The organism is Mycolicibacter engbaekii, from assembly GCF_002101585.1.
In the GTDB taxonomy this organism is placed as follows: domain Bacteria; phylum Actinomycetota; class Actinomycetes; order Mycobacteriales; family Mycobacteriaceae; genus Mycobacterium; species Mycobacterium engbaekii.
Genome location: NZ_LQOT01000024.1, coordinates 1 through 25,557, shown reverse-complemented (window position 1 = coordinate 25,557; position 25,557 = coordinate 1). Strand labels below are relative to the sequence as shown.

Annotated in this window: 27 protein-coding genes and 1 pseudogene; 17 read left to right on the top strand and 11 right to left on the bottom strand. The window is 70.3% G+C overall.

The window, feature by feature from the left end:
* Positions 1-66: 66 nt before the first annotated feature.
* The 6 genes from AWC02_RS06225 to AWC02_RS06200 all read left to right on the top strand — a co-directional run bounded on the left by AWC02_RS06225 (position 67) and on the right by AWC02_RS06200 (position 5,613).
* Positions 67-1,059: an SMP-30/gluconolactonase/LRE family protein gene (locus tag AWC02_RS06225; RefSeq protein WP_085127914.1), complete on the top strand. Its 993-nt coding sequence runs from the start codon at positions 67-69 to the stop codon at positions 1,057-1,059.
* A gap of 68 nt (positions 1,060-1,127) precedes the next feature.
* The gene (locus tag AWC02_RS06220) at positions 1,128-2,351 is read left to right on the top strand and encodes a D-alanyl-D-alanine carboxypeptidase family protein (protein ID WP_085127913.1); all 1,224 of its coding nucleotides are present in this window, start codon (positions 1,128-1,130) and stop codon (positions 2,349-2,351) included.
* On the top strand, positions 2,345-2,740 hold the full coding sequence (locus tag AWC02_RS06215) for a DUF4345 domain-containing protein (RefSeq protein WP_085127912.1): 396 nt from the start codon (positions 2,345-2,347) through the stop codon (positions 2,738-2,740). The genes AWC02_RS06220 and AWC02_RS06215 overlap by 7 nt, the downstream gene beginning before the upstream one ends.
* A 45-nt stretch (positions 2,741-2,785) precedes the next feature.
* A complete protein-coding gene (locus AWC02_RS06210; protein ID WP_473086851.1) occupies positions 2,786-4,195 on the top strand; it encodes a sugar porter family MFS transporter in 1,410 nt (469 codons plus the stop codon).
* Entirely contained in the window at positions 4,192-5,316 is a 1,125-nt protein-coding gene (nagA, locus tag AWC02_RS06205; protein WP_085127910.1) for an N-acetylglucosamine-6-phosphate deacetylase, read from the top strand. The genes AWC02_RS06210 and nagA overlap by 4 nt, the downstream gene beginning before the upstream one ends.
* A gap of 9 nt (positions 5,317-5,325) precedes the next feature.
* The gene (locus AWC02_RS06200; RefSeq protein WP_085127909.1) at positions 5,326-5,613 is read left to right on the top strand and encodes a GNAT family N-acetyltransferase; all 288 of its coding nucleotides are present in this window, start codon (positions 5,326-5,328) and stop codon (positions 5,611-5,613) included.
* A gap of 26 nt (positions 5,614-5,639) precedes the next feature.
* Here the strand turns inward: AWC02_RS06200 and yhjD are convergent, their stop codons facing one another.
* Positions 5,640-6,533 carry an inner membrane protein YhjD gene (gene yhjD, locus AWC02_RS06195; protein ID WP_237160342.1) on the bottom strand — a complete coding sequence of 298 codons (894 nt, stop codon included), beginning with the start codon at positions 6,531-6,533 and terminating at the stop codon, positions 5,640-5,642.
* The gene (trpS, locus tag AWC02_RS06190) at positions 6,530-7,549 is read right to left on the bottom strand and encodes a tryptophan--tRNA ligase (RefSeq protein ID WP_085127907.1); all 1,020 of its coding nucleotides are present in this window, start codon (positions 7,547-7,549) and stop codon (positions 6,530-6,532) included. Before trpS ends, yhjD begins: the two co-directional genes overlap by 4 nt.
* A gap of 77 nt (positions 7,550-7,626) precedes the next feature.
* On the opposite strand from trpS, the gene AWC02_RS06185 reads away from it, so the two are divergent.
* Both AWC02_RS06185 and AWC02_RS06180 read left to right on the top strand, forming a co-directional pair.
* On the top strand, positions 7,627-8,244 hold the full coding sequence (locus AWC02_RS06185; protein ID WP_085127906.1) for a TetR/AcrR family transcriptional regulator: 618 nt from the start codon (positions 7,627-7,629) through the stop codon (positions 8,242-8,244).
* Positions 8,235-8,894 (top strand): enoyl-CoA hydratase-related protein, encoded by a 660-nt coding sequence (locus AWC02_RS06180; RefSeq protein ID WP_085127905.1) that lies wholly within the window; start codon positions 8,235-8,237, stop codon positions 8,892-8,894. Before AWC02_RS06185 ends, AWC02_RS06180 begins: the two co-directional genes overlap by 10 nt.
* 4 nt (positions 8,895-8,898) lie before the next feature.
* Here the strand turns inward: AWC02_RS06180 and AWC02_RS06175 are convergent, their stop codons facing one another.
* The 5 genes from AWC02_RS06175 to AWC02_RS06155 all read right to left on the bottom strand — a co-directional run bounded on the left by AWC02_RS06175 (position 8,899) and on the right by AWC02_RS06155 (position 12,457).
* Positions 8,899-9,168, bottom strand: a complete 270-nt coding sequence (locus AWC02_RS06175) for a thiocyanate hydrolase (RefSeq protein WP_109560901.1) — start codon at positions 9,166-9,168, stop codon at positions 8,899-8,901.
* A gap of 92 nt (positions 9,169-9,260) precedes the next feature.
* Complete coding sequence (scnC, locus tag AWC02_RS06170) at positions 9,261-9,986, bottom strand: thiocyanate hydrolase subunit gamma (RefSeq protein ID WP_085127904.1); 726 nt, start codon at positions 9,984-9,986, stop codon at positions 9,261-9,263.
* A gap of 24 nt (positions 9,987-10,010) precedes the next feature.
* Positions 10,011-10,847, bottom strand: a complete 837-nt coding sequence (locus AWC02_RS06165) for an SH3-like domain-containing protein (protein WP_085127903.1) — start codon at positions 10,845-10,847, stop codon at positions 10,011-10,013.
* Positions 10,848-10,950: 103 nt separating this feature from the next.
* Positions 10,951-11,517 (bottom strand): DUF7676 family protein, encoded by a 567-nt coding sequence (locus AWC02_RS06160; RefSeq protein ID WP_085127902.1) that lies wholly within the window; start codon positions 11,515-11,517, stop codon positions 10,951-10,953.
* A 130-nt stretch (positions 11,518-11,647) separates the two neighbouring features.
* On the bottom strand, positions 11,648-12,457 hold the full coding sequence (locus AWC02_RS06155) for a dienelactone hydrolase family protein (RefSeq protein ID WP_085127901.1): 810 nt from the start codon (positions 12,455-12,457) through the stop codon (positions 11,648-11,650).
* Positions 12,458-12,708: 251 nt separating this feature from the next.
* Between AWC02_RS06155 and cobC the strand changes: the two genes are divergently transcribed.
* From cobC to AWC02_RS06125, 5 genes are all read left to right on the top strand, one after another.
* Positions 12,709-13,731: an Rv2231c family histidinol phosphate aminotransferase CobC gene (gene cobC / locus AWC02_RS06150; protein ID WP_237160341.1), complete on the top strand. Its 1,023-nt coding sequence runs from the start codon at positions 12,709-12,711 to the stop codon at positions 13,729-13,731.
* Positions 13,728-14,657 (top strand): cobalamin biosynthesis protein, encoded by a 930-nt coding sequence (locus AWC02_RS06145; RefSeq protein WP_085127899.1) that lies wholly within the window; start codon positions 13,728-13,730, stop codon positions 14,655-14,657. The genes cobC and AWC02_RS06145 overlap by 4 nt, the downstream gene beginning before the upstream one ends.
* Before the next feature lie 162 nt (positions 14,658-14,819).
* On the top strand, positions 14,820-16,997 hold the full coding sequence (locus AWC02_RS06140) for a glutamine synthetase III family protein (RefSeq protein ID WP_085127898.1): 2,178 nt from the start codon (positions 14,820-14,822) through the stop codon (positions 16,995-16,997).
* Between the two features lie 256 nt (positions 16,998-17,253).
* The gene (locus AWC02_RS06130; RefSeq protein WP_207568004.1) at positions 17,254-17,691 is read left to right on the top strand and encodes a cobalamin biosynthesis protein; all 438 of its coding nucleotides are present in this window, start codon (positions 17,254-17,256) and stop codon (positions 17,689-17,691) included.
* A complete protein-coding gene (locus tag AWC02_RS06125; RefSeq protein ID WP_085127896.1) occupies positions 17,688-18,125 on the top strand; it encodes a GNAT family N-acetyltransferase in 438 nt (145 codons plus the stop codon). Before AWC02_RS06130 ends, AWC02_RS06125 begins: the two co-directional genes overlap by 4 nt.
* A 40-nt stretch (positions 18,126-18,165) precedes the next feature.
* Here the strand turns inward: AWC02_RS06125 and AWC02_RS06120 are convergent, their stop codons facing one another.
* Positions 18,166-18,591 (bottom strand): nitroreductase family deazaflavin-dependent oxidoreductase, encoded by a 426-nt coding sequence (locus tag AWC02_RS06120; protein WP_085127895.1) that lies wholly within the window; start codon positions 18,589-18,591, stop codon positions 18,166-18,168.
* Between the two features lie 14 nt (positions 18,592-18,605).
* Positions 18,606-18,896, bottom strand: coding sequence for an antibiotic biosynthesis monooxygenase family protein (locus tag AWC02_RS06115; protein ID WP_085127894.1), 291 nt, complete (start codon positions 18,894-18,896; stop codon positions 18,606-18,608).
* Positions 18,897-19,018: 122 nt separating this feature from the next.
* Here AWC02_RS06115 and AWC02_RS06110 point away from each other — a divergent pair, with 122 nt between their 5' ends.
* Positions 19,019-19,465 (top strand): hypothetical protein, encoded by a 447-nt coding sequence (locus AWC02_RS06110; protein WP_085127893.1) that lies wholly within the window; start codon positions 19,019-19,021, stop codon positions 19,463-19,465.
* 24 nt (positions 19,466-19,489) lie between these two features.
* Here the strand turns inward: AWC02_RS06110 and AWC02_RS06105 are convergent, their stop codons facing one another.
* Positions 19,490-20,950 (bottom strand): cobyric acid synthase, encoded by a 1,461-nt coding sequence (locus AWC02_RS06105; protein WP_085127892.1) that lies wholly within the window; start codon positions 20,948-20,950, stop codon positions 19,490-19,492.
* A gap of 172 nt (positions 20,951-21,122) precedes the next feature.
* Between AWC02_RS06105 and AWC02_RS06100 the strand changes: the two genes are divergently transcribed.
* Genes AWC02_RS06100 through AWC02_RS06090 form a run of 3 tightly spaced genes read left to right on the top strand, consistent with a single transcriptional unit; the run spans position 21,123 to position 25,110 of the window.
* The gene (locus AWC02_RS06100; protein ID WP_085127891.1) at positions 21,123-22,310 is read left to right on the top strand and encodes an ABC transporter substrate-binding protein; all 1,188 of its coding nucleotides are present in this window, start codon (positions 21,123-21,125) and stop codon (positions 22,308-22,310) included.
* The gene (locus AWC02_RS06095) at positions 22,307-23,341 is read left to right on the top strand and encodes a FecCD family ABC transporter permease (RefSeq protein WP_085127890.1); all 1,035 of its coding nucleotides are present in this window, start codon (positions 22,307-22,309) and stop codon (positions 23,339-23,341) included. The genes AWC02_RS06100 and AWC02_RS06095 overlap by 4 nt, the downstream gene beginning before the upstream one ends.
* A complete protein-coding gene (locus AWC02_RS06090; RefSeq protein ID WP_085127889.1) occupies positions 23,338-25,110 on the top strand; it encodes an ATP-binding cassette domain-containing protein in 1,773 nt (590 codons plus the stop codon). The genes AWC02_RS06095 and AWC02_RS06090 overlap by 4 nt, the downstream gene beginning before the upstream one ends.
* A 26-nt stretch (positions 25,111-25,136) precedes the next feature.
* On the opposite strand, the pseudogene AWC02_RS21850 reads toward AWC02_RS06090, so the two are convergent.
* Positions 25,137-25,557, bottom strand: a pseudogene (locus AWC02_RS21850) (hypothetical protein); the annotation flags it as partial.

The window sequence follows — 25,557 nt, the reverse complement described above, 5'->3', positions numbered from 1 at the left end:
AGGCCGGATAAGCCCAGCCCGCCCGCGGCGGTAGCGCGGCGCACCGGGCCGCGACACAATTGCGCGGTGCCCAAGCCACGTATCGACCCCGTCCGCTGGCAGCCCCCGCCGTCGCGCCCGCTGCCCCCACCGGATCCGGCGCCGGAGCTGCGGCTGGTCCCGATTCCCGGCACCGCGCCCGAGGACGTCGTCGCCGCCGCCGACGGCACCATCTGGACCGGCGTCGAAGACGGCCGCATCATCGCCGTCGGCGCGGACGGCACGGCGCCACACGTGGTGACCGACACCGGCGGGCGCCCGCTGGGACTGGCCTTCACCGGCGACGGACGGCTGCTGATCTGCGACAGCCACCGCGGCCTGCTGCGCTATGACCCGCAGACCGCGCAGCTGGAGACCCTGGTGAGCGAAGTGGCCGGGCGGCCGCTGACGTTCTGCTCCAATGCTGTCGAGTCCGCAGACGGCACAATCTATTTCACCGAATCGACCAGCCGGTTCCGCTACGAGTATTACAAGGGTTCGGTGATCGAGGCCCGCGGCAGCGGATCCCTGCTGCGGCGCGATCCCGACGGCACGGTCAGCGTGCTGGCGGCCGGGCTGCATTTCGCCAACGGCGTCACCCTGACGGCCGACGAATCGGCTGTGGTGTTCGCCGAGAGCACCGGGCGGCGCCTGTCCAAGTATTGGCTGACCGGCCCGCGCCGGGGTGGCATCACCCCGTTGGTCGATGAGCTGCCCGGTCACCCCGACAACATCTCCACCGGGCGCGACGGCCGGATCTGGGTGGCCATGGTCTCGGACCGCAACGCGCTGGCGGACTGGCTGAGCCCCCGCGCCCCGATACTGCGCCAGCTGATGTGGCGGGCGCTGCCCTACCGCTGGTTGCCCGATCCGACCCCGGTGGTGTGGGTCGTCGGGTTCGACGCCGACGACGGGCGGGTGCTCGCCCAGTTCCGCACCGAACACCCGGACTTCGGACTGGCCACCGGGGTGGTGGAGAGCGACGGCCGGCTCTGGCTGGGCCGGATCGCGGGCCCCGGCCTGGCCTACTTCCAGCTGTAACATCCGCCCCACCAGCCACAGCGTGGCTCCCCGTTTTTACCCCGGCCGTGGCCTAGCCTGCACACACGATGACTCTCCTACGCTCGTTATCGGCCGTGGTGGCGGTGGGTTTCCTGATCACCGGCGCTCCCCTGGCGACGGCAGATCCCACCCCGGGCCTCAACGCCGGGACGGCCGGCTGCCCCTACCGGGTCAACACCCCGCCGGCGGTGGACGCCTCCGAGGTGCCGCAGGCCGGTGATCCCCCGCTGCCGTTGCCGGTACCGGCCACCCCGGTCGGCGGCGAGGCCCTGGCCGGCTGCGGGATCGTGGTGGCCCCGGGTACCCCGCCGGTGCCCGGCGACGTCTCCGCGGAGGCGTGGCTGGTGGCCGACCTGGACAGCGGTGCGGTGATCGCCGCGCGCGATCCGCACGGGCGGCACCGGCCCGCGAGTGTGATCAAGGTACTGACGGCCATGGCTTCGCTCAACGAGCTGGACCCCAACGCCGTGGTGGTCGGCACCCAGGAAGACGCCAACGCCGAGGGCACCCGGGTCGGCGTCGGCCCCGGCGGCCGCTTCACCGTCAACCAGTTGCTGCACGGCCTGCTGATGGGCTCCGGCAACGACGCCGCGCACGCCCTGGCCGTCCAGCTGGGCGGCATGGATGTGGCGCTGCACAAGATCAACACCCTGGCCGCCCGGCTCGGCGGCCGCGACACCCGCGCCGCCACCCCCTCCGGGCTGGATGGGCCCGGCATGAGCACCTCGGCCTACGACATGGGCTTGTTCTACCGCTACGCCTGGAACAATCCGGCCTTCGCCAACATCGTCGCCACGCGCACCTTCGACTTCCCCGGCTACGAGGACACGCCCGGATACCAGCTCGAGAACGACAACCAGCTGCTCTACAACTACCCCGGCGCCCTGGGCGGCAAGACCGGCTACACCGACGACGCCGGACAGACGTTCGTCGGCGCCGCCACCCGCGACGGGCGCCGCCTGGTGGCGGTGCTGCTGCGCGGTACCCGCCAACCGATCCCGCCCTGGCAGCAAGCCGCCCAACTGCTCGACTACGGCTTCTCCGTGCCGCCCGGCACCCGGGTCGGAACGCTGATCGAGCCGGACCCGGCGCTGGTGGCGCCGCGCAGCGCGGCCGAGGTCCCCAGCCCGCAGGCCATGGCGCTGGGCCCGTCCGACGACACCGTGCCGGTTCGCGTCGGGGTGGGCATCGTCGGGACCGTGATCGTGTTCGCGCTCATCATGGGAGCCCGGGCGGTGAACCGCCGCCCCGGCAGGGGCCCGGCGTGGTGATCAGGGCACTACGGATCTTCGGCTGGCTCGCCGGGCTGCTGCTGATCGGGATCGGGATCAGCCGGATGGCGTTCTCGCTGGATGCCATTCCCGACGGCCAAGCCGTCAACGCGACCGTGGACAGCGAGAGCCGAGCGGCCGGCGCGCTGCTCATCGGTTTCGGGGTCGGCTATCTCGAGGCGTTTCGGCGCTCCCCCATCCCGGCCGGGGCGGTGCGCCTGCTGGCGGCCACCATGGCCCTGCTCGGGGTGTCCCGGCTGATGTCGATGGCCGACGTGGGCATGCCGCATCCGGTCTTCGTCGTCTCGTGTGCCGTCGAGTTCGCCGCGGCGGGGCTGACCTACTGGTATGCGACGCTGGCCGAGCCTCCGGTGCCGCAGCGCCGGTAACCGACCGCATCACCTACCGTGAGCCAGATGGGCCGAATCGCCGAACTGCGCCGCTCCTCGCCGCTGGCGTTGCTGGTGGGTGCGGCGGCCGCCAGCGTCGGGATCATCTACGGCTACGACCTGTCCAACATCGCCGGCGCCCTGCTGTTCATCGAGGCCGACTTCGGCGTCTCGGCCGCACAGCAGGAGATGATCACCACGGCCACGGTGCTCGGCGAGATCGGCGGCGCGCTGGCCGGCGGGTGGCTGGCCAACGCGATCGGGCGGCAACGCTCGATGGTGGTGGTGGCCGTCGGTTACGCGGTCTTCGCGATATTGGGGGCGGCATCCACGTCGGTGTCGACGCTGACGGTGGCGCGGCTGCTGCTCGGCATCACCATCGGGGTGTCGGTGGTGGTGGTACCGGTGTTCGTGGCCGAGTCGGCGCCGGCCCACGCCCGCGGCGCACTGCTGGTCGCCTACGGGGTGGCCACCGTGATCGGGATCATCGCCGGCTATCTGTTCGCCTACCTGTTCGCCGGAACCGGCAACTGGCGGGCGATGCTGGGCCTGGCCGCAGTTCCCGCCGTGCTGGTGACCTGCATGCTGACCCGCATTCCCGACACCGCCCGCTGGTATCTGCTCAAGGGCCGCGTCGAGGACGCCGAACGCACCCTGCGCAGGATCGAGCCCGGCGCCGACGCGCGCCGCGAGCTGGCGGAGATCAGCCGGACCCTGCGCGCCGAACAGGCCGGCGGTGTCGGCGTGCTGCGCGAGATGCTGCGGCCGCCCTACCTGCGGGCGACGTTGTTCGTGGTGACGCTGGGGTTCTTCATCCAGATCACCGGGATCAACGCGATCGTCTACTACAGCCCCCGGCTGTTCGAGAAGATGGGATTTCACGGCGATTTCGCGCTGCTGATCCTGCCGGCGTTCGTACAGGTCGCCGCACTGGCGGCGATGATCGTGTCGCTGGCGATCATCGACCGGGTGGGCCGGCGCCCGATCCTGCTGTCGGGGATCGCCGCCATGGTCGCCGCCAACCTGGTGCTGGTCGCGGCGTTCGCCGCCGGCGAGTCGTTCGGCGCGGCCGCCGCGGCGATCAAGTTCGGCGGGGTGCTGCTGTTCACCGTCGGCTACACCTTCGGATTCGGTTCGCTGGTCTGGGTCTACGCCGGGGAAAGCCTGCCGGCGCGCATGCGGTCGCTGGGGTCCTCGGCGATGCTGACCTCCGACCTGGTGGCCAACGCGATGGTCGCCGCCGTGTTCCTGACCATGCTCAACGCGCTGGGAGGAGCCGGGACCTTCGCGGTCTTCGGCGGGCTGGCGCTGCTGAGCCTGATCTTCGTCTACCGCTGCGCACCGGAGACCAAAGGCCGCCAGCTCGAAGACATCCGGCATTTCTGGGAGAACGACGGACGGTGGCCGCCGGAGCAGCCCGGCGTCCTCCTCGCCGAGGGGCAGACCCCGGCGTGACCGTCATCGCGGCCGGCGCGGTGGTGCTCGGCGACCGGGTGCAGCGGCCGGGCTGGCTGTCGGTGCTCGACGGGCGGATCGCAGCCTGCGGGTCCGGCCGGCCACCGACCGGGCCGGACTTCGAGCTGGGCGATCAGGTGGTGGTGCCCGGCTTCGTCGATATGCACTGCCACGGCGGCGCCGGCGTCTCCTACGCCGAAGCCCCGGACCGGGTGGCGGCGCTGCATGCCGCCCATGGCACCACCGGCGGGCTGGCCAGCCTGGTGACCGCCGCCCCGGAGGCTCTGGTAACGCAGGTCCGCCTCCTGGCGGCGGCCACCGCCCGCGGGGTGGTCGACGGGATCCACCTGGAGGGCCCCTGGCTGAGCCGGTTGCACTGCGGCGCTCATGACAGCGGGCAGCTGCGGGGCCCGACCGACGCCGAGGTCGATACCTTGCTGGCCGCCGGGGACGGCGCCATCGCGATGGTCACCCTGGCCCCCGAACTTCCCGGCGCCATCGCCACCATCGGGCGCCTCGTCGAGGCGGGAGTCGTTGTGGCGGTGGGCCATACCGATGCCGACTATGAGCTGACCCAGGCGGCGGTCGATGCCGGCGCGACCGTCGGCACGCATCTGTTCAACGCGATGCGGGCACTGCATCATCGGCAGCCGGGACCGGTACCGGCGTTGTTGGACGACCCGCGGGTCACCGTCGAGCTGATCGCCGACGGCGTGCACCTGCACCCGGGCGTGATCCGGCACGTCGTGGCGACCGCCGGGCCGGACCGGGTCGCGCTGGTCACCGATGCCATGGCCGCCGCCGGCGCCGGCGACGGCGCGTTCAGCCTGGGCGGGCTCGCCGTCGACGTCGCCGACGGAGTGGCCCGGCTGCGCGACACCGCCACGATCGCGGGCAGCACCGCCACCATGGACCGGGTGTTCGCGACCGCGCTGCGCCTGCTCGGAGCAGACGACGCGGCGCTGGCCGGCGCGGTGCGGATGACCTCGGCCACCCCCGCACGCGCCATCGGGCTGCACCGGGCCGGTGTGCTGGCCACCGGCCGCGACGCCGACCTAGTGGTACTGGACCGGGATTGGCGGGTCTGCCGGGTGATGCGGCGCGGGGCCTGGCTGAGTTAGGCTGCGGCGATGAGCGAACCGACCGTCACCCATGACAACCGGCAGTTCCAGATCATCGTTGACGGCCAACAGGCCGGGTTCGCCGACTACATCGAGAACGGCGACCAGCGGATCTTCCATCACACCGTGATCGAGAAGGAGTTCGGGGGACGCGGGCTGGCCAGCACCCTGATCGGTGCCGCCCTCGACGACACCCGGGCAGCCGGCAAACGCGTGGTCCCCACGTGTTCGTTCGTCGCCGGCTATATCGCCAAGCACCCGCAGTACGCCGACCTCGTGGACCCGGCGGCCGACTAGCCGACGCCGGCACCGGCCCGGCGGCCTCAGCCCCTGCGGCGCTCCGTCGACGTCGCCGCCCACGCGGTGGCGAACAGGACGAGCCGGGCGGTGATATAGGCGAACACCAACAGGCCCAGCACCGGTCCGAACACCGCGCCGGCCGGTCCGTTGATCACCGACTGCAGATACACCGAGCCCGCCTGTTTGAACAGCTCATAGCCGACCGCGGCGATGGCGCCGGCCTCCATGGCACTGTGCAGGCTCACCGATTCGCGGGGCAACCGGGCGATCATCCAGGTGAACAGCAGCCAGGACACGCCCGCCGCCATCATCAACGACGCCACCCGCAGCAGCCCGCCCAACAGCGTGAAGTCGGGAACCCCGATCCAGCGCAAGACGTTTCGCATCAGCTTCGGGTCGGCCAGGGCAGTCAGGGCGAGGGTGACCAGCGTGGCGCCGAAGGCCCACACCATGGCAACCAGGTCGGACAGCTTCGAGGAGACGAAACCCGGTTTGTCCGAACGCCTCTCCCACATCGCCGAGAGGGCCTCGCGGAGGTTGGAGATCCAGGTCAGGCCCACCCACCCGGCGGCCGCCAAACCGATCAGTCCCACCGACGCGCGCGAGGCGATCGCACTGTCCATCAGGGTGACCAGCTCGGTACCGAACTCGCCCGGAATGGAGTGCTTGATCCGGCGCTCGACTTCGTCGAGCACCTCGGGCCGCCGCGACAACAGGAAGCCGCCCACGGAGAACCCCACCATCGCCAGCGGGAACAGCGCGAAGATGGTGTAGTAGCTCATCCCGGCGGCGAAGAAGTTGCCCTGGCACTCGTCGTAGCGTTCCTGGGCCCGCACCACGTGATCCAGCCAGCGGTAGCGCGACCGCAGCCGGGCCAGCAGGCCCGGCTTGGAGCGGTCGGTCACGGCTTTACTCATGCCGGCGGCGGAAGGAACCCGACCCGGTCGTACACCCGCTCGATGGTCGCGGTGGCCACCGCACGCGCCCGTTCGGCCCCGGCCGCGAGCACGGCCTGCAGCTCGGCGGGGTCGGCGAGCAACTCGTCCACCCGCGCTTTGATCGGCGTGACGAATTCGGCCACCGCCTCGGCGGTCTCTTTCTTCAGGTCGCCGTAGCCGCGGCCTTCGTAGCCGCGCACCAGGGCGTCGATGTCGGAGCCGGTGACCGCGGCCTGAATGGTCAGCAGGTTCGACACACCCGGCTTGGCCTGCGGGTCGTAGCGGATCTCGCGCTCGGAGTCGGTGACCGCCGAACGAATCTTCTTGGCGCTCTTTGCCGGATCATCGAGCAGGCTGATCAGGCCGGCGTCGGTGGCGGCCGATTTGCTCATCTTGGCGGTGGGGTCCTGCAGGTCGTAGATCTTGGCGGTGGCCTTGGGGATCATCACCTCCGGGACGACGAAGGTGTCCGGGAACCGCGCGTTGAAGCGCTGCGCCACGTCGCGGGCAAGCTCGAGGTGCTGGCGCTGGTCCTCGCCCACCGGTACCAGTTCGGCGTTGTAGGCCAGCACATCGGCGGCCTGCAGCACCGGGTAGGTGAACAGGCCCACGGTGGTGGAGTCGGCGCCCTGCTTCTGGGACTTGTCTTTGAACTGCGTCATCCGCGAGGCCTGACCGAACCCGGTGAAACAGCCCAGCACCCAGGCGAGCTCGGCGTGAGCCGGTACGTGGCTCTGCACGAAGATGGTGCTGCGCGCCGGGTCGATTCCCAGCGCCAGGTACTGGGCGGCCGTCACCAGGGTGCGCCGGCGCAGCGTGGCGGGGTCCTGCGGCACGGTGATCGCATGCAGGTCGACGACGCAGAAGAATGCCTCGTTGTCGTCCTGCAGGCCGGTCCACTGGGCGACCGCACCGAGGGCATTGCCCAGGTGAAGCGAGTCGGAGGTGGGCTGGACACCGGAGAATACGACGGGGCGCGAGGGGCTAGTGCTCATGATCGCTTGATCCTGTCACGCCGGGATCCGATCGGCCGCAGGTGGTAACAGAGCAGGCGCTCTGTTAACGTGATCCGGTGCCCCGCCCGCGCGTCTACGACCCCGACCAGGTGCTGGACGCCGTCGAGTCCCTGGCCGCGCGGTCCGGCCCCGCCGCGGTGACGATTCGCGCGGTCGGTGCGGCCACCGGCGCCTCCAACGGCGCGGTCTACCACGGGTTCGGATCCCGTGCCGGGCTCATCGCCGCCGCCTGGCTACGGGCCGCCCGGCGCTTCCTGGCGGTCCAGGCCGAGCTCATCGGCGGCGCATCGGACCCGCATGCGGCGGTGATCGCCGCGGCCGAGGCTCCGGCGGTGTTCGCCGAACGCCATCCCGACGGCTGCGCTCTGCTCTTCGCGATTCGGCGCGACGAGCTGGCCGACGCCACCCTGCCCGCCCCGCTGGGCGAGCAACTGCGCAGCATCGGCAGCGAGCTGGTCGGTGTGCTCATCGCGCTGGCGGACGCGTTGTGGCAGCGCCGCGACGCCACCGCCGTCGACACCATCACCACCTGTGTCGTCGACTTGCCGACGGCCGTCATCGTGAACCGAAATCGATTGGGCAGCACCGTTGCCCGTGCCCACCTGCAGGCGGCGGTCGGCGCCGTGCTGTCGGTCGGGCCACCCCACAGAGAGGAACCCGCGAAGTGGACCTGACCTATGACGACACGATCGCCGTGCTGAACCTCGGCGACGACGAGAACCGCTTCTCCCCCGACTTTCTCGACGAGATCGATCGCATCCTCGATGATGTGCTGGCCGCCAACGCCGCGGGTAAGGCGCACGGCCTGGTCACCACGGCGGGCGGCAAGTTCTACACCAACGGCCTGGACCTGGACTGGCTGATGGCCAACGGCGAGCGCACCGGGTGGTACGTCGGACGGGTGCAGGCCCTGCTGGCGCGCGTACTGACACTGCCGTTGCCGACCGCGGCAGCGGTCGTCGGCCACGCCTTCGGGGCCGGTGCAATGCTGGCCCTGGCCCACGACTTCCGGGTGATGCGCGCCGACCGCGGCTTCTTCTGCCTGCCCGAGGTCGACATCCGGATCCCGTTCACGCCGGGAATGGCGGCGTTGATCCAGGCCAAGCTCGCCCCGCAGGCGCAGGTGGCGTCGATGACCACCGGGCGCCGGTTCGGCGGGGTGGACGCGCAGCGGTTCGCGATCGTGGACGCCACCGCCGGCGAGGGCGCGGTGACCCCGGCCGCGGTCGAGAGGCTGCGGCCGCTGGTGGGCAAGGATCCGGGCACACTCGGCGCGATCAAGGCCACCATGTTCGGCCCGGCCGTGGCGGCCCTGACGGCCTGACGCCTCAGCCCGCTTCCAGCCGGGCGCGGACCGCCGCGAGGCGTTGCGCGAGCTCGGCCTCGTCGATCACGCCCCGGGCGATCAGCGAGTGCGCCAGCGCTACCAGCTGGCTCTCCGGGAACGGCAACTGCCGATAGCGGGTCGCCGACAGGGCGTCCTCGTCGTCGCGGCGGTCCTTGAAGCCGAAGTCCCCGGTATCGAGGGCGTCGCACATCCCGTCGAGGCTGGTCTTCCACGGCGGCAGGGGGTTTTCGACACCGTATTTGGCCGCCATGACCGGCCAGGACTGGTTGCTTTCGGCGATCTCGGCCAGCGTCGCGATGACCTGGGCACCCAACTCGGGTTGCGGACCGGGGACGGTGGGGTTCACGACGGCGCACCGCTGCCGGTGATCGGGTTGTTCGCCGGGCGGGTCCTGGTGATGACATTGCTGGTCACCCCGGCCTTGGGCAGGGCGACGCCGATCAGGCAGTCCCGCGTGATGATCTCGGCCAGTTGGTCCTCGGTCCAGCCCTCGGTGCCCGGCGGCCGCAGCGGCATCACCATGAAGCGGTGCTTCTGGTTGGAATCCTCCACCCGCACTTCCACGTCCTCGCCGAGTTCGAGGCCGAACTCGGAGAGAACCTGCCGCGGCCAGCGCACGATCCGGCGCCGGTAATTCGGGGTGCGGTACCACTCCGGGGAGTTACCCAGGATCGGCCGCGGGTAGCACGAGCACAGCGAGCAGACGATCACATGGTGCACGGTGGGGGTGTCCTCGAGAATGTGGAAGGCGACGAAGTCGCTGGGCGTGCCGAACCCGGTGGGTTCGAGCCAGTCCACACCCACCTGTTTGCATGCGGCGATCGGGTCCGCGAGGGCCGCGGCTTTGAACTGCGGGTCGACCCAGGCCTTGGCGACCAGCCGGGCGGCCGCGGTCGGGCCGATGTTCTCGGCGTACTCGGTGAGATGGCGGTGATCTTCGGCGGTGAACAGCCCCTTTTCGATACACAGTTCGCGCAGCGCGATTTCCAGGACTTCGAAGTCGGTGATCTCTTCGACCATCGGCTTGACCGTGCGGGCGTGATCGTGGTCGTGGTCGTGATCGTGCATGGTCGGGCCTTTCCGCCGCAGGTGTCAGGCCGGCTCCAACCAGCGTTCGGGAAGTTCGGTCTGCAGGCTGTCGTGGGCCGGTCCGGTGTAGGTATCCCACAATTCGGTCTGGTTGAACCGCACGATGTAGAACCACTCGGGTTGTGCCTCCAGGCGGTCCCACGATTCGTCCTCGGGAGCCGGGCTCTCATAGGCGACTTCGGCGATCGTGCCCGTGGCGCCTCGCACGTACTCGGGGGTGCGCGTGTAGAACATCACGGGCAGATTCCGCACCCGGACCCGATCACCGAGCGAAAAGCGCGCCGGGGCGGCGCGCCCGGCGAACTTCTGCGGATCGCCGATGCCCACCGCGTCCAGGTGGTGCTTGTTGCGGGCTACGGCGGAACCGTCGCCTTCGCAGCGGGGCTGGGCCTCCACGTGGGCACCGGCCGGCAGCCCGGCGAACCGGTCATACACCTGCGCCAGGCGCTGGGTCAGCTCACCTGAGGTGATGTGTTTCTTCTCGATCAGCACGCGGCCCACCGCCCACAACCATCGGGCGTAGTAGGGCAGGCCGAGGTACACCGCCCGGCCCACGTCGACGTTGCCGATGCGCCGGCGTTCCTCGGAGACCCAGATCCCGCGCCACCCGAGCGTTTCGCACAGGACGTAGGTCATCAGTTCCCAGCGCTCTTCCTCCTTGTTCTCGAAGACCCCTGGGGCCGCCGGTTCCCCGCCGACGTCGTGGCTCGTCTTGAGATAGGCCCAGTAGTGATCCTGGCTGACCTGATCCGGCATAGGCCATTCCGGATCCTCGGGAAAGGTGGTACGCAGCCTGGCTAGCAGCGAGAGCTGTTGTTGGCGTTCGGCAGCTGTTCTCATGGGCGATCCTCGATACCGGTCGCCGGCCGCATTGACTACGGCCCACGGCCACACTTGTCACGCGCTGAAACCACAGCATAGCTCGCAAGATCGTTCGGCCGGCTCAGCCGCAGGTGATGCGACTGCCGGTCCGGTCCAGCGGATCCGGCTCCAGCCCCAGGAACTCCGACCGCAGCCGGTCCCACAGCTCCAGCTGCTCCCACGCCGGTTCGGCCCGGAACTGCTGATCGTTGGTCAGAAACGGGTTCGGCAGCAGCACCGTCATCATCTGCTCATCGCGCCCGTTGAACAGCCGCACCCCCCACGACGAGGGATCGCCGTCGCGCCCGAAGAACCGGTACAGCTCCGCACGCGCGCACTGGCGGACCTTCCGTAACTCCCGGGGCGCCCCGACGTGGGTGCCGATGCACAGATGGAAGTGCCAGCGGCCGAAGTCGACGGTGGCGTACCCGTCGGCCACCGAGATCTTCTTGGGCGCATTCGGAGCGACCACCTCCCAGGCGGCACCCTGGATGATGGTCCCGAACCAGATCTGGTCCCAGTACTCGTCGAAGCACAGGTGCAACAGCTTCAGGAGGTTGGCCTTGCCGACCGGAAGCGGCCAAATCTGTTTTTTGCCACCACCTTCGGCTTCTACGACGGCGGGTTCGACGAGCTGAGTCTGGGTCATGGCGATCCACCTGTTCTGTCCGGTCGACAGCGCGCCAGGGCGTACCGGCCAGGCAACCAGGCGCGCCTCTTGCTCCCGGTCGGCGACCCTTGCAAGATACCCAAAGCAACCGGTGCCGAATCGCGAAGTTTTACACCCCCGGCTGGGTCAGTCGCTCGTTCAGGAATGCCACCACCCGCTTGCGTGCCTCGTAGGCGGGGTGGCCGTCGGCCTCGCGGACCTGATCGGTGAGCACCGAGTGCGCCATCCGGGACAACCCGTGGGGATTGCCCGGCGAGGAGTCGATCTCGATCACCTCGAAGGCGTCCCCGAGTCGGGATTTGAGCGTCGCGAAGCGGTCGCCCGGCGCCATCTTGTCCTCGCTGAACCGCAGGCCCAGCGCGCACAGCCCCTCGTTGGCGGCACGGTCGGCGACCCGGCCCAGCTCCGCCTCGCTGAGCCCGGGGTCGCGGCGCTGCCGTGGTGTCAGCGGGATCGGCGCCGAGGGCTGGCTGAGCACCGGTGCCAGCACCGCGTCGTCGACGGCGGCGGCCAGCGCGAAGCCGCCGGTCAGGCACTGCCCGATCACCCCGACACCTTTACCCGGCGTCTTGGCGTTGAGGTCGCGGGCCAGGGCCCGCAGGAACTGGGTCACCGGCCGCTGCCTGTCGGTGGCGAATGCGGCGAATTCCTTTGCCACACAGGCGCGCGTGAGCGTCGTCAACGCATAGCCAGGCGTGATCGCCTTGCCCGGGCGACCGAACAGCGACGGGATGGCGACAGTGAACCCGTTGTCCACCAAGTAATTTCCCAGGGCCAGCACCCCCGGGTGCGCGCCGGGGATCTCGGGGATCAGCACCACGCCGGGCCCCTCGCCCTTGCGGTAAACGTCGTGGGTGAACTCGCCGCCGGTGAACGACTCGGCGACCCATCCGGTCAGGTCTGCTCGGGGTGCACTCATTGGCCCTGTGCCCTTTCTCGGCCGGCGTCCGCGGCCCGAGTGTTAGGGTATCGGCGCGAAGCGCCAGGCACGCGGTGTGTGACTGAAGCCCCGGCCCGTTATGCCGCTGCGCGGCGCGTCCGGTGCGCGCGGTCGCTGACTGAATCCTTGCTTCGCGTCGCCGGCCACACGAGCGGAGTATCCATGCCACAGCGCGATGCCGGGACACTCGGCGGCACACCGGCCGGCCGCGCCGTGTCCGCGGCGACGGGGTGAGTCGGCTGAACGAACCGGATCTGCACCATCACGGCGACAGCGAGGCCGGGCCCGGCCTGCTCGACTTCGCGGTCAACGTCTACGCCGGGCAACGCCCGGACTGGCTCGAGCACGCCCTGCACGCCTCGCTCGACGCCGCCTGCTCCTACCCCCAGACAGCGCCGGCCCGCGCCGCCCTGGCCACCCGCCACGGTCTTCCCACCACGGAGGTGCTGCCCACCGCAGGCGCATCGGAAGCCTTCGACCTGGTCGCGCGAGCGCGCCCCTGGCGCCACCCCGTGGTGGTGCATCCGCAGTACACCGGCCCCCATGCCGCGCTGGTCGCCGCCGGCCACACCGTCACCACGGTGCTGTGTCGCGACACCGACAGCTTTGCGCTGGACCCCGACGCGATACCTGCGGACGCCGACCTCGTCGTCGTCGGCAACCCGACCAATCCCACCGGGATTGTGCACCCGGCGGCGACGCTGTGCGGGCTGCTGCGCCCAGGCCGGGTGGTGCTGGTCGACGAGGCGTTCCTCGATGCGGTCCCCGGGGAACCGGAGACGCTCGCCGGCCAACGACGACCGGGCCTGCTGGTGAGTCGCAGCCTGACCAAGCACTGGTCGATCCCGGGGGTACGCGCCGGATATCTGCTGGGCGATCCGGCGCTGCTGGCCGACGCCGCCCGCCTGCAGATCCCCTGGTCGGTGTCCGCTCCGGCACTGGCCGCCATGCTGGCCTGCTCGGAGCAGCGGGCGTTGCGCGAAAGCGACCGCCGGGCCAGGCAGTTGGCGAGCTGGCGGGCACACCTCGCTGACGGGCTGACCGCGCGCGGAGCCCGGCTCGTCGCGGGCGCGGCGCCCTTTGTGCTGGCCCAGGTCGGCCGGGGCGTCCACCAGCTGTTGCGCGCGAACGGCATTGCGGTGCGCCGGGCCGACAGCTTTCCGGGCCTGGATGACACCTGGGTGCGCATCGCCGTCCGGCCCCCACCGATGACCGACCAGCTGCTGAGCGCCCTGGCCGGGATCCTGCGGTGATCCCGGCCAGGGCGCTCGGGCTGGCGGTGGGCTACGCCGCCGACCAGGCCTGGGGCGATCCGCGCAGGCTGCATCCGGTCGCCGGTTTCGGAAGGTGCGCCCAGGCGCTGGAGCGGCGGGTGTACCGCGACAGCCGGGCCGCCGGACTGGGCCACGTGGTGCTGCTGGTCGGTGGTGCCGTCGGGCTGGGATATGCGGCGCAGCAACGGATTCGCACCCCCTGGGCCAGCACGGCACTGACCGCGGCGGCCACCTGGGCGGTGCTCGGCGGGCGCTCCCTGGAGCGCGAGGCCCGAGCCGTGCTGGATCTGCTGGACGCCGGTGACGTCGAGACGGCTCGGGTGCGGGTGCGCAGCCTCGTGGGCCGGGACACGGCCGCGCTGGGAGCCGACGAGATTGCCCGCGCCGTCGTCGAGTCGGTGGCGGAGAACACCTCCGACGCGGTGGTTGCCTCGTTGTTCTGGGGCGCCGGAGCAGGTGTTGCGGGCCTGCTCGCGCACCGCGCCGCCAACACCCTGGATGCCATGGTCGGTCACCGCAACGCCCGGTACGCCCGATTCGGGTGGGCGGCGGCCCGGCTCGATGACGTGCTGGGATATCCCGCCGCGCGGTTGAGCGCTGCCCTGACCGCTGCGCTCGGACCCGATCCGCGCGCCGCGCTGCGCGCCTGGCGCCGTGACGCCCGGCACCATCCCAGCCCCAATGCGGGGGTGGTCGAGGCGGCCTTCGCCGGTGCGCTGGGCCTACAACTGGGTGGGGTGAACACCTACTACGGGAATCGGCGCGAGGATCGGGCACCGATGGGATGCGGGCGAGCGCCTGTGCCGTCGGATATTCCGCGGACGACGCGACTGGCCCGGCGGGTGGGCGTCGGCGCCCTGCTTGCTGCGGTGGCGTGGTGTCTTGCTGGCGAGATCAGGCGGTAAAGGTAGTGGTTGCCCCCTGACCGACCGGTTCTGCGGATACCCGTCGATGAATTGATGATTGTGCCGGTCCCTGAATTGCGCCCGTGACACCGCTGTAACAGCTCCGCCATCAAACCTTCCTAGGGTGAAGCAACTTACGCCATGTGTACGGAAGGAAGTCCATTGAGTGGAAACGCCACCCGCTTGCAGGCGATTGCGCAAGTCGAAGCCCATGTGCCCCCCGCGTTCAGCTTCGACCCCACAAAGGCCCCGGGTGAGATCTTCGGTGCCAACGTGTTCACCAAGGCGGAGATGCAGTCCCGGCTACCCAAGGCGATCTACAAATCGGTGGTAGCCACCATCGAAAAGGGCGCCAAGCTGGATCCGACGGTGGCCGACGCGGTTGCCGCTGTGATGAAGGACTGGGCGTTGGAGAAGGGCGCGACCTACTACGCGCACGTCTTCTATCCGATGACAGGGCTGACCGCAGAAAAGCATGACAGCTTCCTTGAGCCGGTTTCAGACGGAAAGGCGCTGGCTGAGTTCGCCGGCAAGACCCTGACCCAGGGCGAGCCTGACGCATCGAGTTTCCCGTCCGGAGGTCTGCGATCGACGTTCGAGGCGCGCGGCTACACCGGCTGGGACGTGACCAGCCCCGCCTACATTCTGGAGAACCCCAACGGCAACACCCTGTGTATCCCCACGGTGTTCGTGTCGATGACCGGTGAGGCTCTGGACTACAAGACCCCCCTGCTGCGCAGCCAACAGGCCATGGGTGTGCACGCCGAGCGCATTCTGAATCTCTTTGGGCACAAGGACTTGGAGAAGGTTGTCTCGTTCTGTGGCCCCGAGCAGGAGTACTTCCTGGTCGACCGGCACTTCTTCCTGGCACGGCCCGACTTGATCAACGCCGGCCGCACCTTGTTCGGCGCCAAGCCGCCCAAGGGGCAGGAGTTCGACGACCACTACTTCGGGGCGATCCCCGAGCGGGTGCTGGGATTCATGATGGACACCGAGCGGGAGCTGTTCAAGCTCGGTATTCCGGCCAAGACTCGCCACAACGAGGTTGCCCCGGCTCAGTTCGAGGTGGCCCCGATGTTCGAGCGGGCCAACATCGCCTCAGATCACCAGCAGTTGCTGATGACCGTGTTCAAGACCATCGCCAAGAAACACGGCATGGAGTGCCTGTTCCACGAGAAGCCCTTCGCCGGGGTGAACGGCTCAGGAAAGCACGTCAACTTCTCGGTGGGCAATGCCGAATTGGGTTCGCTCCTGGTGCCAGGTGACACCCCGCATGAGAACGCCCAATTCCTGGTGTTCTGCGCGGCGGTCATCCGCGCCGTGCACAAATTCGGCGGACTGCTGCGCGTTTCGGTGGCCTCGGCCACCAACGACCACCGACTGGGCGCCAATGAGGCGCCGCCGGCGATCATCTCGATCTTCCTCGGCGATCAGCTCGCAGACGTCTTCGAACAGATCGCCAAGGGCGCTGCGACGTCGTCAAAAGGCAAGGGCAGCATGATCATCGGCGTCGACACCCTGCCGGAGCTGCCCACCGACCCGGGCGACCGCAACCGCACCAGCCCGTTCGCCTTCACCGGCAACCGCTTCGAATTCCGGGCACCCGGCTCAGGTCAGACCGTCGCCGTGCCGATGATCGTGCTGAACACCATCATGGCCGACTCACTCGACTACCTGGCCACCAACCTGGAGCAGGCGGTGGCCGACGGCGAAGAGTTCGACACCGCGGTGCAGAAGCTGCTGACCGACGTCATCACCGAACACGGGGCGGTGGTCTTCAACGGGGACGGTTATTCGGAGAACTGGCAGGCCGAGGCCGCCACCCGCGGGCTGCTGAACCTCAAGACCACGCTGGACGCCATCCCGGAACTGATCAAGCCCGAGGCAGTAGAGGTCTTCGAGAAGTACGGCGTGTTCACCGAGCGTGAGCTGCACAGTCGCTACGAGGTGCGACTGGAACAGTACGCGCTGACCATCGCCGTCGAGGCCAAGCTGGCCCTGGAACTCGGCTCGACCACCATCCTGCCGGCCGCGATCCGCTACCAAACCGAGCTTGCGCAGAACGTCGCGGCATTGACGGCAGCCGGTGTGACACCGAGTCTGACACTCCTACAGAACATCTCGGAGCCGATCAACGCGCTCGTCGCGGCCCTGGACACCTTGAAGAAGGCGCTGTCAGAGCATTCGGCGGAGTCAGCGCTCGATGAGGCCAAGCATGCCCAGGAGGCGCTGTTGCCCGCCATGGACGCTGTCCGGGTCGCCGCCGACACGTTGGAGAGTGTGGTGGCCGACGACCTGTGGCCGCTGCCGACCTATCAGGAGATGCTCTACATCCTCTGACCCGCGGCGTGGCCAACCACGAAACCCTCACGGCGAAGCCGCCTAGCCGGGCTCAGGCGTCGTCTTTGATCAACTCGACCACTGGGATGATTCGTTCGGTGCGCTCCCGATAGGTGGCGAACCCCGGCTAGCGCTGCGCCTGGATCCCGTAGAGCCGGTCATGTTCGGCGCCGGTGATCTCGGTGGCCGTCACCGCAAAGGTGTCCACACCGGCCCCCATGCCGCGCTGGTCGCCGCCGGCCACACCGTCACCACGGTGCTGTGTCGCGACACCGACGACTTTGCGCTGGACCCCGATGCGATACCTGCGGACGCCGACCTCGTGGTCGTCGGCAACCCGACCAACCCCACCGGGATTGTGCACCCGGCGGCGACGCTGTGCCTGACCGCTGCGCTCGGACCCGATCCGCGCGCCGCGCTGCGCACCTGGCGCCGTGACGCCCGGCACCATCCCAGCCCCAATGCGGGGGTGGTCGAGGCGGCCTTCGCCGGTGCGCTGGGACTGCGCTTCGGTGGGGTCAACAACGATTACGGCGATCGGTGTGAACACCGCGCGCCGATGGGCTACGGTCGGGCGCCGGCGCCCTGCGACATCGCACCCACGGTGCGGTTGGCGCGGCGGGTGAACGCCGGCGCCCTGCTCACCGCGGTGGCGTGGTGTGTGGTGCGGGACAGGATGAGGAGGCAGGGATGACGTCCCCGGACGGTGTCGAGTTCTCGACCGACGGTGCGCGTGTCGACCGGGATTGGTTGTGGGCCGAGCTGGTCGAGCACACCTACTGGGCGAAGTACCGCACCCGTGCGATGTTCGACCGCCAACTCGACAGTGCGTGGCGCACGGTGGGCGCCTACCGGTCCGGCGACGGCGCGATGGTCGGGTTCTGCCGCGCCGTCTCCGACGGTGTCGCCTTCGCCTACCTGGCGGACGTCTACGTCGCGCGGGACCAGCGCGGCCTGGAGATCGGCAAGGGCCTGCTGCGCACCATGATCGACGAGGGCCCGGGCAGGGACTTCCGGTGGACGCTGCACACCGCCGATGCGCATGGCCTGTACGAGCAATTCGGTTTCGCCGCACCCGATACGACCTACATGGAACGCCGCTATCGGCTGACCCACATCCGGGACTGAGACGCCGTCGATCGGCGAACCACGCGTGTGACGGGCCCGCTCACGCCTCGGTTCTGGTCAGCTCGATCACCGGGATGATCCGCTCGGTGCGTTCGCGATAGGTCGCGAAGCCGGGATAGCGCTCGGCCTGGATCGCGTAGAGCCGGTCGTGTTCTGCCCCGGTGATCTCGGTGGCGATGACGGGAAAGGTCTCGGTGCCCAGCTCGACCGTCGCCGAGCGGTTCGCCCGCAGGTTGTGATACCAGCTCGGATGGTGGTCTTTGCCCTCGTTGGAGGCGAACACGAAGATCCGGTCGCCCTCGGGCAGGTACATCATCGGGCTGGTGCGCGGCTGCCCGGACTTGGCCCCGGTGGTGGTGAGCAGCAGGACCGGGGCCCCTTCGAACGGCCCGCCCAGCTTTCCGCCGCTGCCGCGGAATTCCGCGATATTACGTGCGTTGAACTCCAGGGTGCGTTCGGCGTCCACGGGCGGCCATCCCTTCAGTCGATACCGACGAAGTGCTCGATCACCGGGGGTGATTCGTAGAACTCGTGCAACAACGCCCGCCACCGCCCGAATTCCGGCGACTTGCGGAATCCCTCGGTGTGCGCCTCGACGTTCTCCCACTGCACCAGCATCAGATACAGGTTCGGCGATTCCACCGAGCGGGACATCGAAATACCCAGGAATCCGGGCTGGCAGGAGATCAACGGCCGGGCCTGGGCGTATGCCGCCTCGAATTCGGCTTCGCTGCCCGGCCGGATGGGCAGTACCGCGTGTTCCACAATCACGGCTGCCAGTCTGCCTGATGGCCGGTGGCCGGGATTACCGCCCAAAGACCCTTTTCCGGCGCCCGGCGACACCGGTAGGTTACCTGCTACTGACAGACACAGACACTTCTGGAGGTGGCGGTATGAGCGCTCTTGCGGCGGCAGTGGTCTTCGCCTGGCTGGGCATGGTGCTGGCGATCTCTTTCCTGGAGGCCCCGCTGAAGTTCCGGGCGCCGGGCATCACCATCCCCCTCGGGCTGGGAATCGGCCGGCTGGTGTTCCGGGCGCTCAACGCGGTGGAGATCGTGCTGGCGACCGTCGTGCTGGTTGCGGTCGCCACCGCCGCGCCCGGGACGGCGGCGTTGGCGGGGATCGGTCTCGCGGTGGCGGTGCTCACCGTGCAGATGCTGGTGGTCCGGCCGCGGCTGCGCCGACGTTCCGACGCGGTGCTGGCGGCACAGACCGCCCCGGCCGGCGGCATGATCGAGCGCTCGTCGGCGCACTATGCCTACGCCGGCCTGGAGGTGGTCAAAGTCGGCGCACTGTTGACCGCGGGTGCCGCGCTGCAACTCGCCACCATCGCCGCATAGCGCCGGTCCCGGCGTCACGCGGCCTCACGGCGCGCCCGGCGCCAGGAAGGGCAGCCCCCGGCCCGGCCCGCCGCGCGCCAGATCCAACAGCGCATCGACGTCCACATGCTCCTCGATCAGGTCGGCGAGCAGGTCGAGTCGGCGTTCCCGGGCCACCGGGAAGGACACCCCGGAGGGGGCCAGCCCGAGACTGTCGGCCAGAAACGCCGCACGCAGGGCGTCGACCTCCAGGCACCCGTGCCGCATCGTGCCGAAAACCTGGCCGGCGCGCACACCGCCGGCAAATGCCTCGTCGGCCCCCGCAGTCGGGCCCGGGGTGATCCGGCCGTGATGAATCTCGTATCCGCCCCCGGACAGCCGCAGCACCTTCTGGGCGGCGAAACAGGTCTCGACGTCCAGCAGGCCCAGCCCGGCCACATCGCCGGGTGGGCCCTCGATCCCCTCGGGATCGCGGATCGCCCGGCCCAGCATCTGAAAGCCGCCGCAGATCCCGAGCACCGGCCGGCCCGCGGCGGCGTGTGCGGCGATCGCGGCGTCGATCCCCCGGGAACGCAGCCAGGCCAGGTCGCTGATGGTCGCGCGGGTTCCGGGCAACACCACCAGATCGGCATCGGACACCCCACGCGGATCGGCCGCGAACACCACATCCAGGTCCGGTTCCAGGCCGAGGGCGTCCAGGTCGGTGAAATTACTGATCCGCGGCAGCCGGATCACCACCACGCGCCGTGCCCCGGGACGCGCCGAGCGCCGGCCGTCCAGGTCGAGGGCGTCCTCGGAGTCCAGCCACAGCTCCGGGTGCCATGGCAGGGTGCCGAACACCCGCCGGCCGGTGAGGCGCTCCAGGTCCGCCAAGCCGGGTTCGAGCAGTTGCCGGCGCCCGCGGAACTTGTTGACGATGAATCCCGCCACCAATGCCTGATCCTCCGGCGAGAGCAGGGCGACGGTGCCGAAGAACGCCGCGAACACCCCGCCACGGTCGATGTCACCGACGACCACCACCGGCAGGCCCGCGTGCCGCGCCAAGCCCATGTTCACGAAATCCCCGGCGCGCAGGTTGATCTCGGTCGGACTGCCCGCCCCCTCGGCGACGATCACGTCGTAACGCCCCGCGAGGTCGTCGTAGGCCCGGTGCGCCGCCGTCGCCAGCGCCGCCCTCCCGTGCAGCCAATTCGACGACGACAACGTCCCCCACGGCCGGCCCATCAGCACCACGTGGCTCTGCTGGTCGCTGCCCGGTTTGAGCAGCACCGGGTTCATCGCCGGCTCCGGTTCGGCTCGCGCGGCGCGGGCCTGAATCCATTGCGCTCGACCGATTTCGGCTGCCACCCCGGCTGCGCCCAGGCACACCATGGAGTTGTTGGACATGTTCTGCGCCTTGTACGGAGCCACCCGCACCCCGCGGCGGGCCAGGGCGCGGCAGATCCCGGTGGAAACCACGGTCTTACCGGCGTCGCTGGTGGTTCCGGCGATCAGGATTCCCCCCATCAGCTGTCCTCCCGGTCGCCGTCGCCGTCGCGCTAAGCCTGCCGCAACGCCGCGCCCGGCACCGGCCCGGGGTGCACACCGGCCATGCCGTGCGGTCTGGCGCCCGGTCGCCGCCGGACGGCATGCGAGAATGTCGCGGTAAGGCGATGACGAGGAAACTGATTTTGCGCCCATGTCCCGTGCGCTGCGGGTAGTTCCTGCACTACTGGTGGCGCTGGCCGCCGCCTTGGCCGGCTGTGCCGAGCCCGCCTCCCGCCCGCCGCGATCCGGCCCGGGCTGCATCACCGACTTCGATCCGGCCGTCGACTACTTCCCGGACAAGTCGACGCTGACCGAGGCCACCAACGTGGCCATCGAGTACCACCGCAGCTACCAGATCCTGACCGTCACGCAGCCCTATCCCGGCGGCAAGCCGCAACGCTACGTGCTGGTGCGCTGCGGAGCGCCCGCCCCGGAGCTGTCAGGTGCGCTGGCGCAGGCGCCGCAGATCACCGTTCCGGTGCGCAGCCTGTATTCCGGCTCGACGACACATCTGGCGATGATCGCCGAACTCGGCCAAACCACCGTGGTCACCGGGGTGGCCAGCCCGGCGGCGGTGACCGACCCGCAGCTGCGCGCTCGCATCGCGGCCGGCGAGGTCGCCGGCTATGCCCCCGGCGGGCAGATCAACACCGAAAGCGTGATCGGCGCCGCCCCGGACCTGGTGGTCACCGGCGGCATCGACGATCCCGGCTATGCCGCGCTGCGTGCGGCCGGTATCCCGGTGGTCGCCGACGCCGAATGGCTGGAACCCACCCCGCTGGGCCGGGCCGAGTGGATCAAGATGTTCGCCGCGCTGACCGGAACCGAACGTCAGGCGGGGCAGGTCTACGAGTCCATCCGTGCCGGCTACCGTTCCTGGGCGCAGCGGGCGGCAGCCGTCGAACCCGTCGAGGTCCTGGTCGGCACCATGTACTCGGGCAGCTGGACGATGCCCACCGGCGACAGCTACGCGGGACGTCTGGTCGCCGACGCGGGCGGGTCCTACCCGTGGTTGTCCGACACCGGCGCCCAGAGCCGCCACCTGAACTTCGAGTCGGTCTACGCCCGGGCGGGGACCGCGCCGCTGTGGCTGGTCACCGACGACTGGCGGACACTCGCGGACGCGGTGGCCCTCGACAGCAGATACGGCGAACTCAGCGCCTTGCGAACCGGTCAGGTGTGGTCGGCAACCAAGGCGGTGTCCCCCGGCGGCGGCAACACCTACTGGGAACGGGGAGCCGCCCGGCCGGATCTGCTGCTCGGTGACCTGGTTGCGATCCTGCACCCCGACCTCGCCGGGCAGCACGACTTCGAGTTCTACCGGCGGGTGCAGCCGTGAGGCCGCGCGCCGCGGTGGTACTGGCCGCCCTCGCCGCCGCGGTGGTACTGCTGGTCCTGCTGGGCCTGGCACTGGGCCCGGTGCGGGTGCCGCTGCCCGACACCATCCGGGTGCTGGTGGGTGCGCCGCCCTCCGATCCGCGCTGGCAGGTGATCGTGGGCAACATGCGGTTGCCGCGGGTGCTCACCGCGCTGGCCGCCGGCTCCGCACTCGGGGTCGCCGGCCTGCAGCTGCAAACCCTGTTCCGCAACAACCTGGCCGATCCCTACATCCTCGGCGTGAGTTCGGGAGCCAGCCTGGGAGTCGCGCTGGTGGTGCTGGCCGCCGGCGCGGCCGGCGGTGGGTTCACCACCGCCCTGGCCGGTGCCGGTCGTGCGGCGCAGGTGCTGGCCGCAGCGCTGGGGGCCGCGGCGATGCTCAGCCTGGTACTGGTGCTGTCGCGGTGGACCAGCTCGGCGGCGACGCTGCTGCTGATCGGCGTGATGGTCGGTGCGGCCAGTACCGCGCTGGTGAGCCTGGCGCTGGTGTACTCCGATCCGCAGCGGGTGCAGCAGTACCTGCTGTGGGGCCTGGGCAGCTTCGCCGCAACAAGCTGGTCGGACCTGCGGCTGCTGCTGCCGCTGGTGGCCGTCGGGCTGGTGGCCGCGGCGCTGACGGTCCGGCCGCTCAATGCCCTGCTGCTCGGCGAGAGCTACGCGGCGACCATGGGCATCGATGTCCGGCGGGCCCGGGTCGTGACGGTGGCCTCGGCGTCGCTGTTGGCGGGGGTGACCACCGCATTCTGCGGGCCGGTCGCGTTCCTCGGGCTGGTGGTGCCGCACGTCGCCCGGCTCGTGATGGGCACCTCCGACCACCGGGTGGTGGTGCCGGCGGTGACCCTGCTGGGCGCCGCCGCCGCGCTGGCCTGCGGCATCGTCAGTCAGGTGCCCGGCAGCGACGTGGTGATCCCGATCAACGCGGTCACCGCGCTGATCGGAGCACCCTTGGTGATCGCCGTGCTGTTGCGGGCCCGCCGGGGGTTGCCGGCATGACGGGCGCGGGCGCCGCACCGGCCGTCGAGCTCGACGGCCTGGCGATCGGTTACCGCCGCCGGCGCCGATCGGTGACGGTGGCAGCCGGGCTGAGCGCACGGGCGCGCCGCGGTGAGCTGACCGTGCTGATCGGGCCCAACGGCGCGGGCAAGTCCACCCTGATCCGCACGCTGGCGGGCTTGCAGCCGGCTCTGGGCGGACGCGTCCTGCTGGACGGCGCCGAGCTGACCGCGCTGCCCCGCGACGAGCTGGCCCGCCGGGTGGCGGTGGTGCTGACCGGGCGGGTCGATCCCGGTCTGCTGTCGGCGCGGGAACTGGTCGGACTCGGCCGCATTCCGCATCTGGGCCTGGGCGCCCGGCTGCGCCCGGCCGACGAGGAGATCGTCGACTGGGCGCTGGCGGCGGCCGGCGCCCAGCATCTGGCACCGCGGCCGGCCGCCGAACTGTCCGACGGCGAATGCCAGCGCGTCCTGACCGCGCGGGCGCTCGCCCAACAGCCAGGTCTGCTGATCCTCGACGAGCCGACCGCATTCCTGGACGTGTCCTCGCGGGCCGCGCTGTTCGGCCTGCTGCGTGAGCTGGCCCGCGAGCAGCGGATGGCGGTGGTGCTCAGCACCCATGACCTGGAGTTGGCGCTGCGGGTGGCCGACCGGGTGTGGCTGATGGATCCGGCGGGCACCTGCGTGGACACCGTCGGCGAGGAGCTGATGTTGTCCGGGCGCATCGGCGAGATGTTCGGTAACGACACGTTGCGTTTCGACCCGGGCAGCGGCATGTTCGAACTCGACACCCGCACCGGCGACCGCCGCGTGCGCACCGCGCGAGTCGACGCCGCCGAACCGCTGCGTTCGGCCCTGTACCGGGTGCTGGCGCGGGAGGGCTTCGGACCCCCGGACCACCGCGACGCCCCCGCCGAGATCGTGCTCACGGCAACCGAATCCCGCGCCATCACAGTGCGCACCGTCAACGGAGATCGCGACACCGCACTGCCGGACCTGGCGCGGCTGCTGCGCAGCCTGCCCACGACGGCGCACCGCTGCGCTCCGCCGGATCGCACCGTCGCGGCCCTGAATGAATTGGCCGCCGTCGGAACATATTTCACGCTGTCGGCCGCCGGCACGGCGCACTGGCGGCCGGTGGCCGAGCTCTATACCGACCCGGAGCTGCTGTCCGGCCTGATCGCCCGGGTGCGGGAACGCATCGGGGCGTCGGAATTTCGGGTGGCAGCGTCCACCTTCTACCTCGGCTACGCCGCCCGGTTGTGGTCCATCGGCCTGGGCGCCGCGGCCGAACACGCGCTGCTGATCGACCTCGATCCCGGCCGACTCCGGTACGCCGAATGCGGCGGCACCATCGGACTGCACCTGCCCGAGCCGTTGGCATGGCATGGCCCTGGGGAGACCCCCGGGCGGATGTCGGCGCGGGTGGGCGAGCAGATCCTGGCGGGACACCTGCAACCGCTGGCAGCCGCGGTACGCCGGCTCGGCCCGGTCTCCGAGCGGCTCCTGCTCGGCAACGCCGCCGCCGCGGCACTGGGCGCCGCGCACGCCCTGCACCGGCACCACGGCGGCAACCTGACCGACCAGCTGAGCTGGAAGCTGGCACGGCACCTGGTCGACGACGAACGCCTTGCCGGGACACTGCGTTTCGACGACCCCACAACCGACTACCGGCGGACCAGCTGCTGCTTGTTCTACCGCACACCCGGTGGCGGACTGTGTCAGGACTGCGCGCTGAGCCACCGCCCGGCGGCTCGTCCGCCACGCTGAGCCAGGCACAAGACCACCGGCGAGGCTCAGGGCGCCTGGGTCTGCTGCTGCGTCATCCAGGTCCCGGGTGTCATCGGGGTGACCACGCCGCCGCTCAAGGCACTACCGGTCAACGCGGTCAAGCCGCCCGGTTGCGGGCCCGGCGGAGCGTCCTCGTCGGAATCCTCCAGATCCATGTACTCATACCCGCGGCCGATCATGTCGAGCTTCGCCCGCCGGCGCCGGCGCGCTTTGGCCGGCACCTCCGCCGCAGCGGCGGGTGCTGCGACCTCGCTGGTGTCGGGCTCGGGGGCTCGGCGCCGCGCGCTGGTGCCGGCCGCCCGGCTGGCCTGCTGGCGCAGCCCGGCCACCAGGTACATCGCCGACAGGCCGTCCACCGGGGATAACGGGGGGGCCGGCGGCGGCCCGGGCGGCGGCGGCGCCGGCGGGACCGGCGCCGCCGCCGCC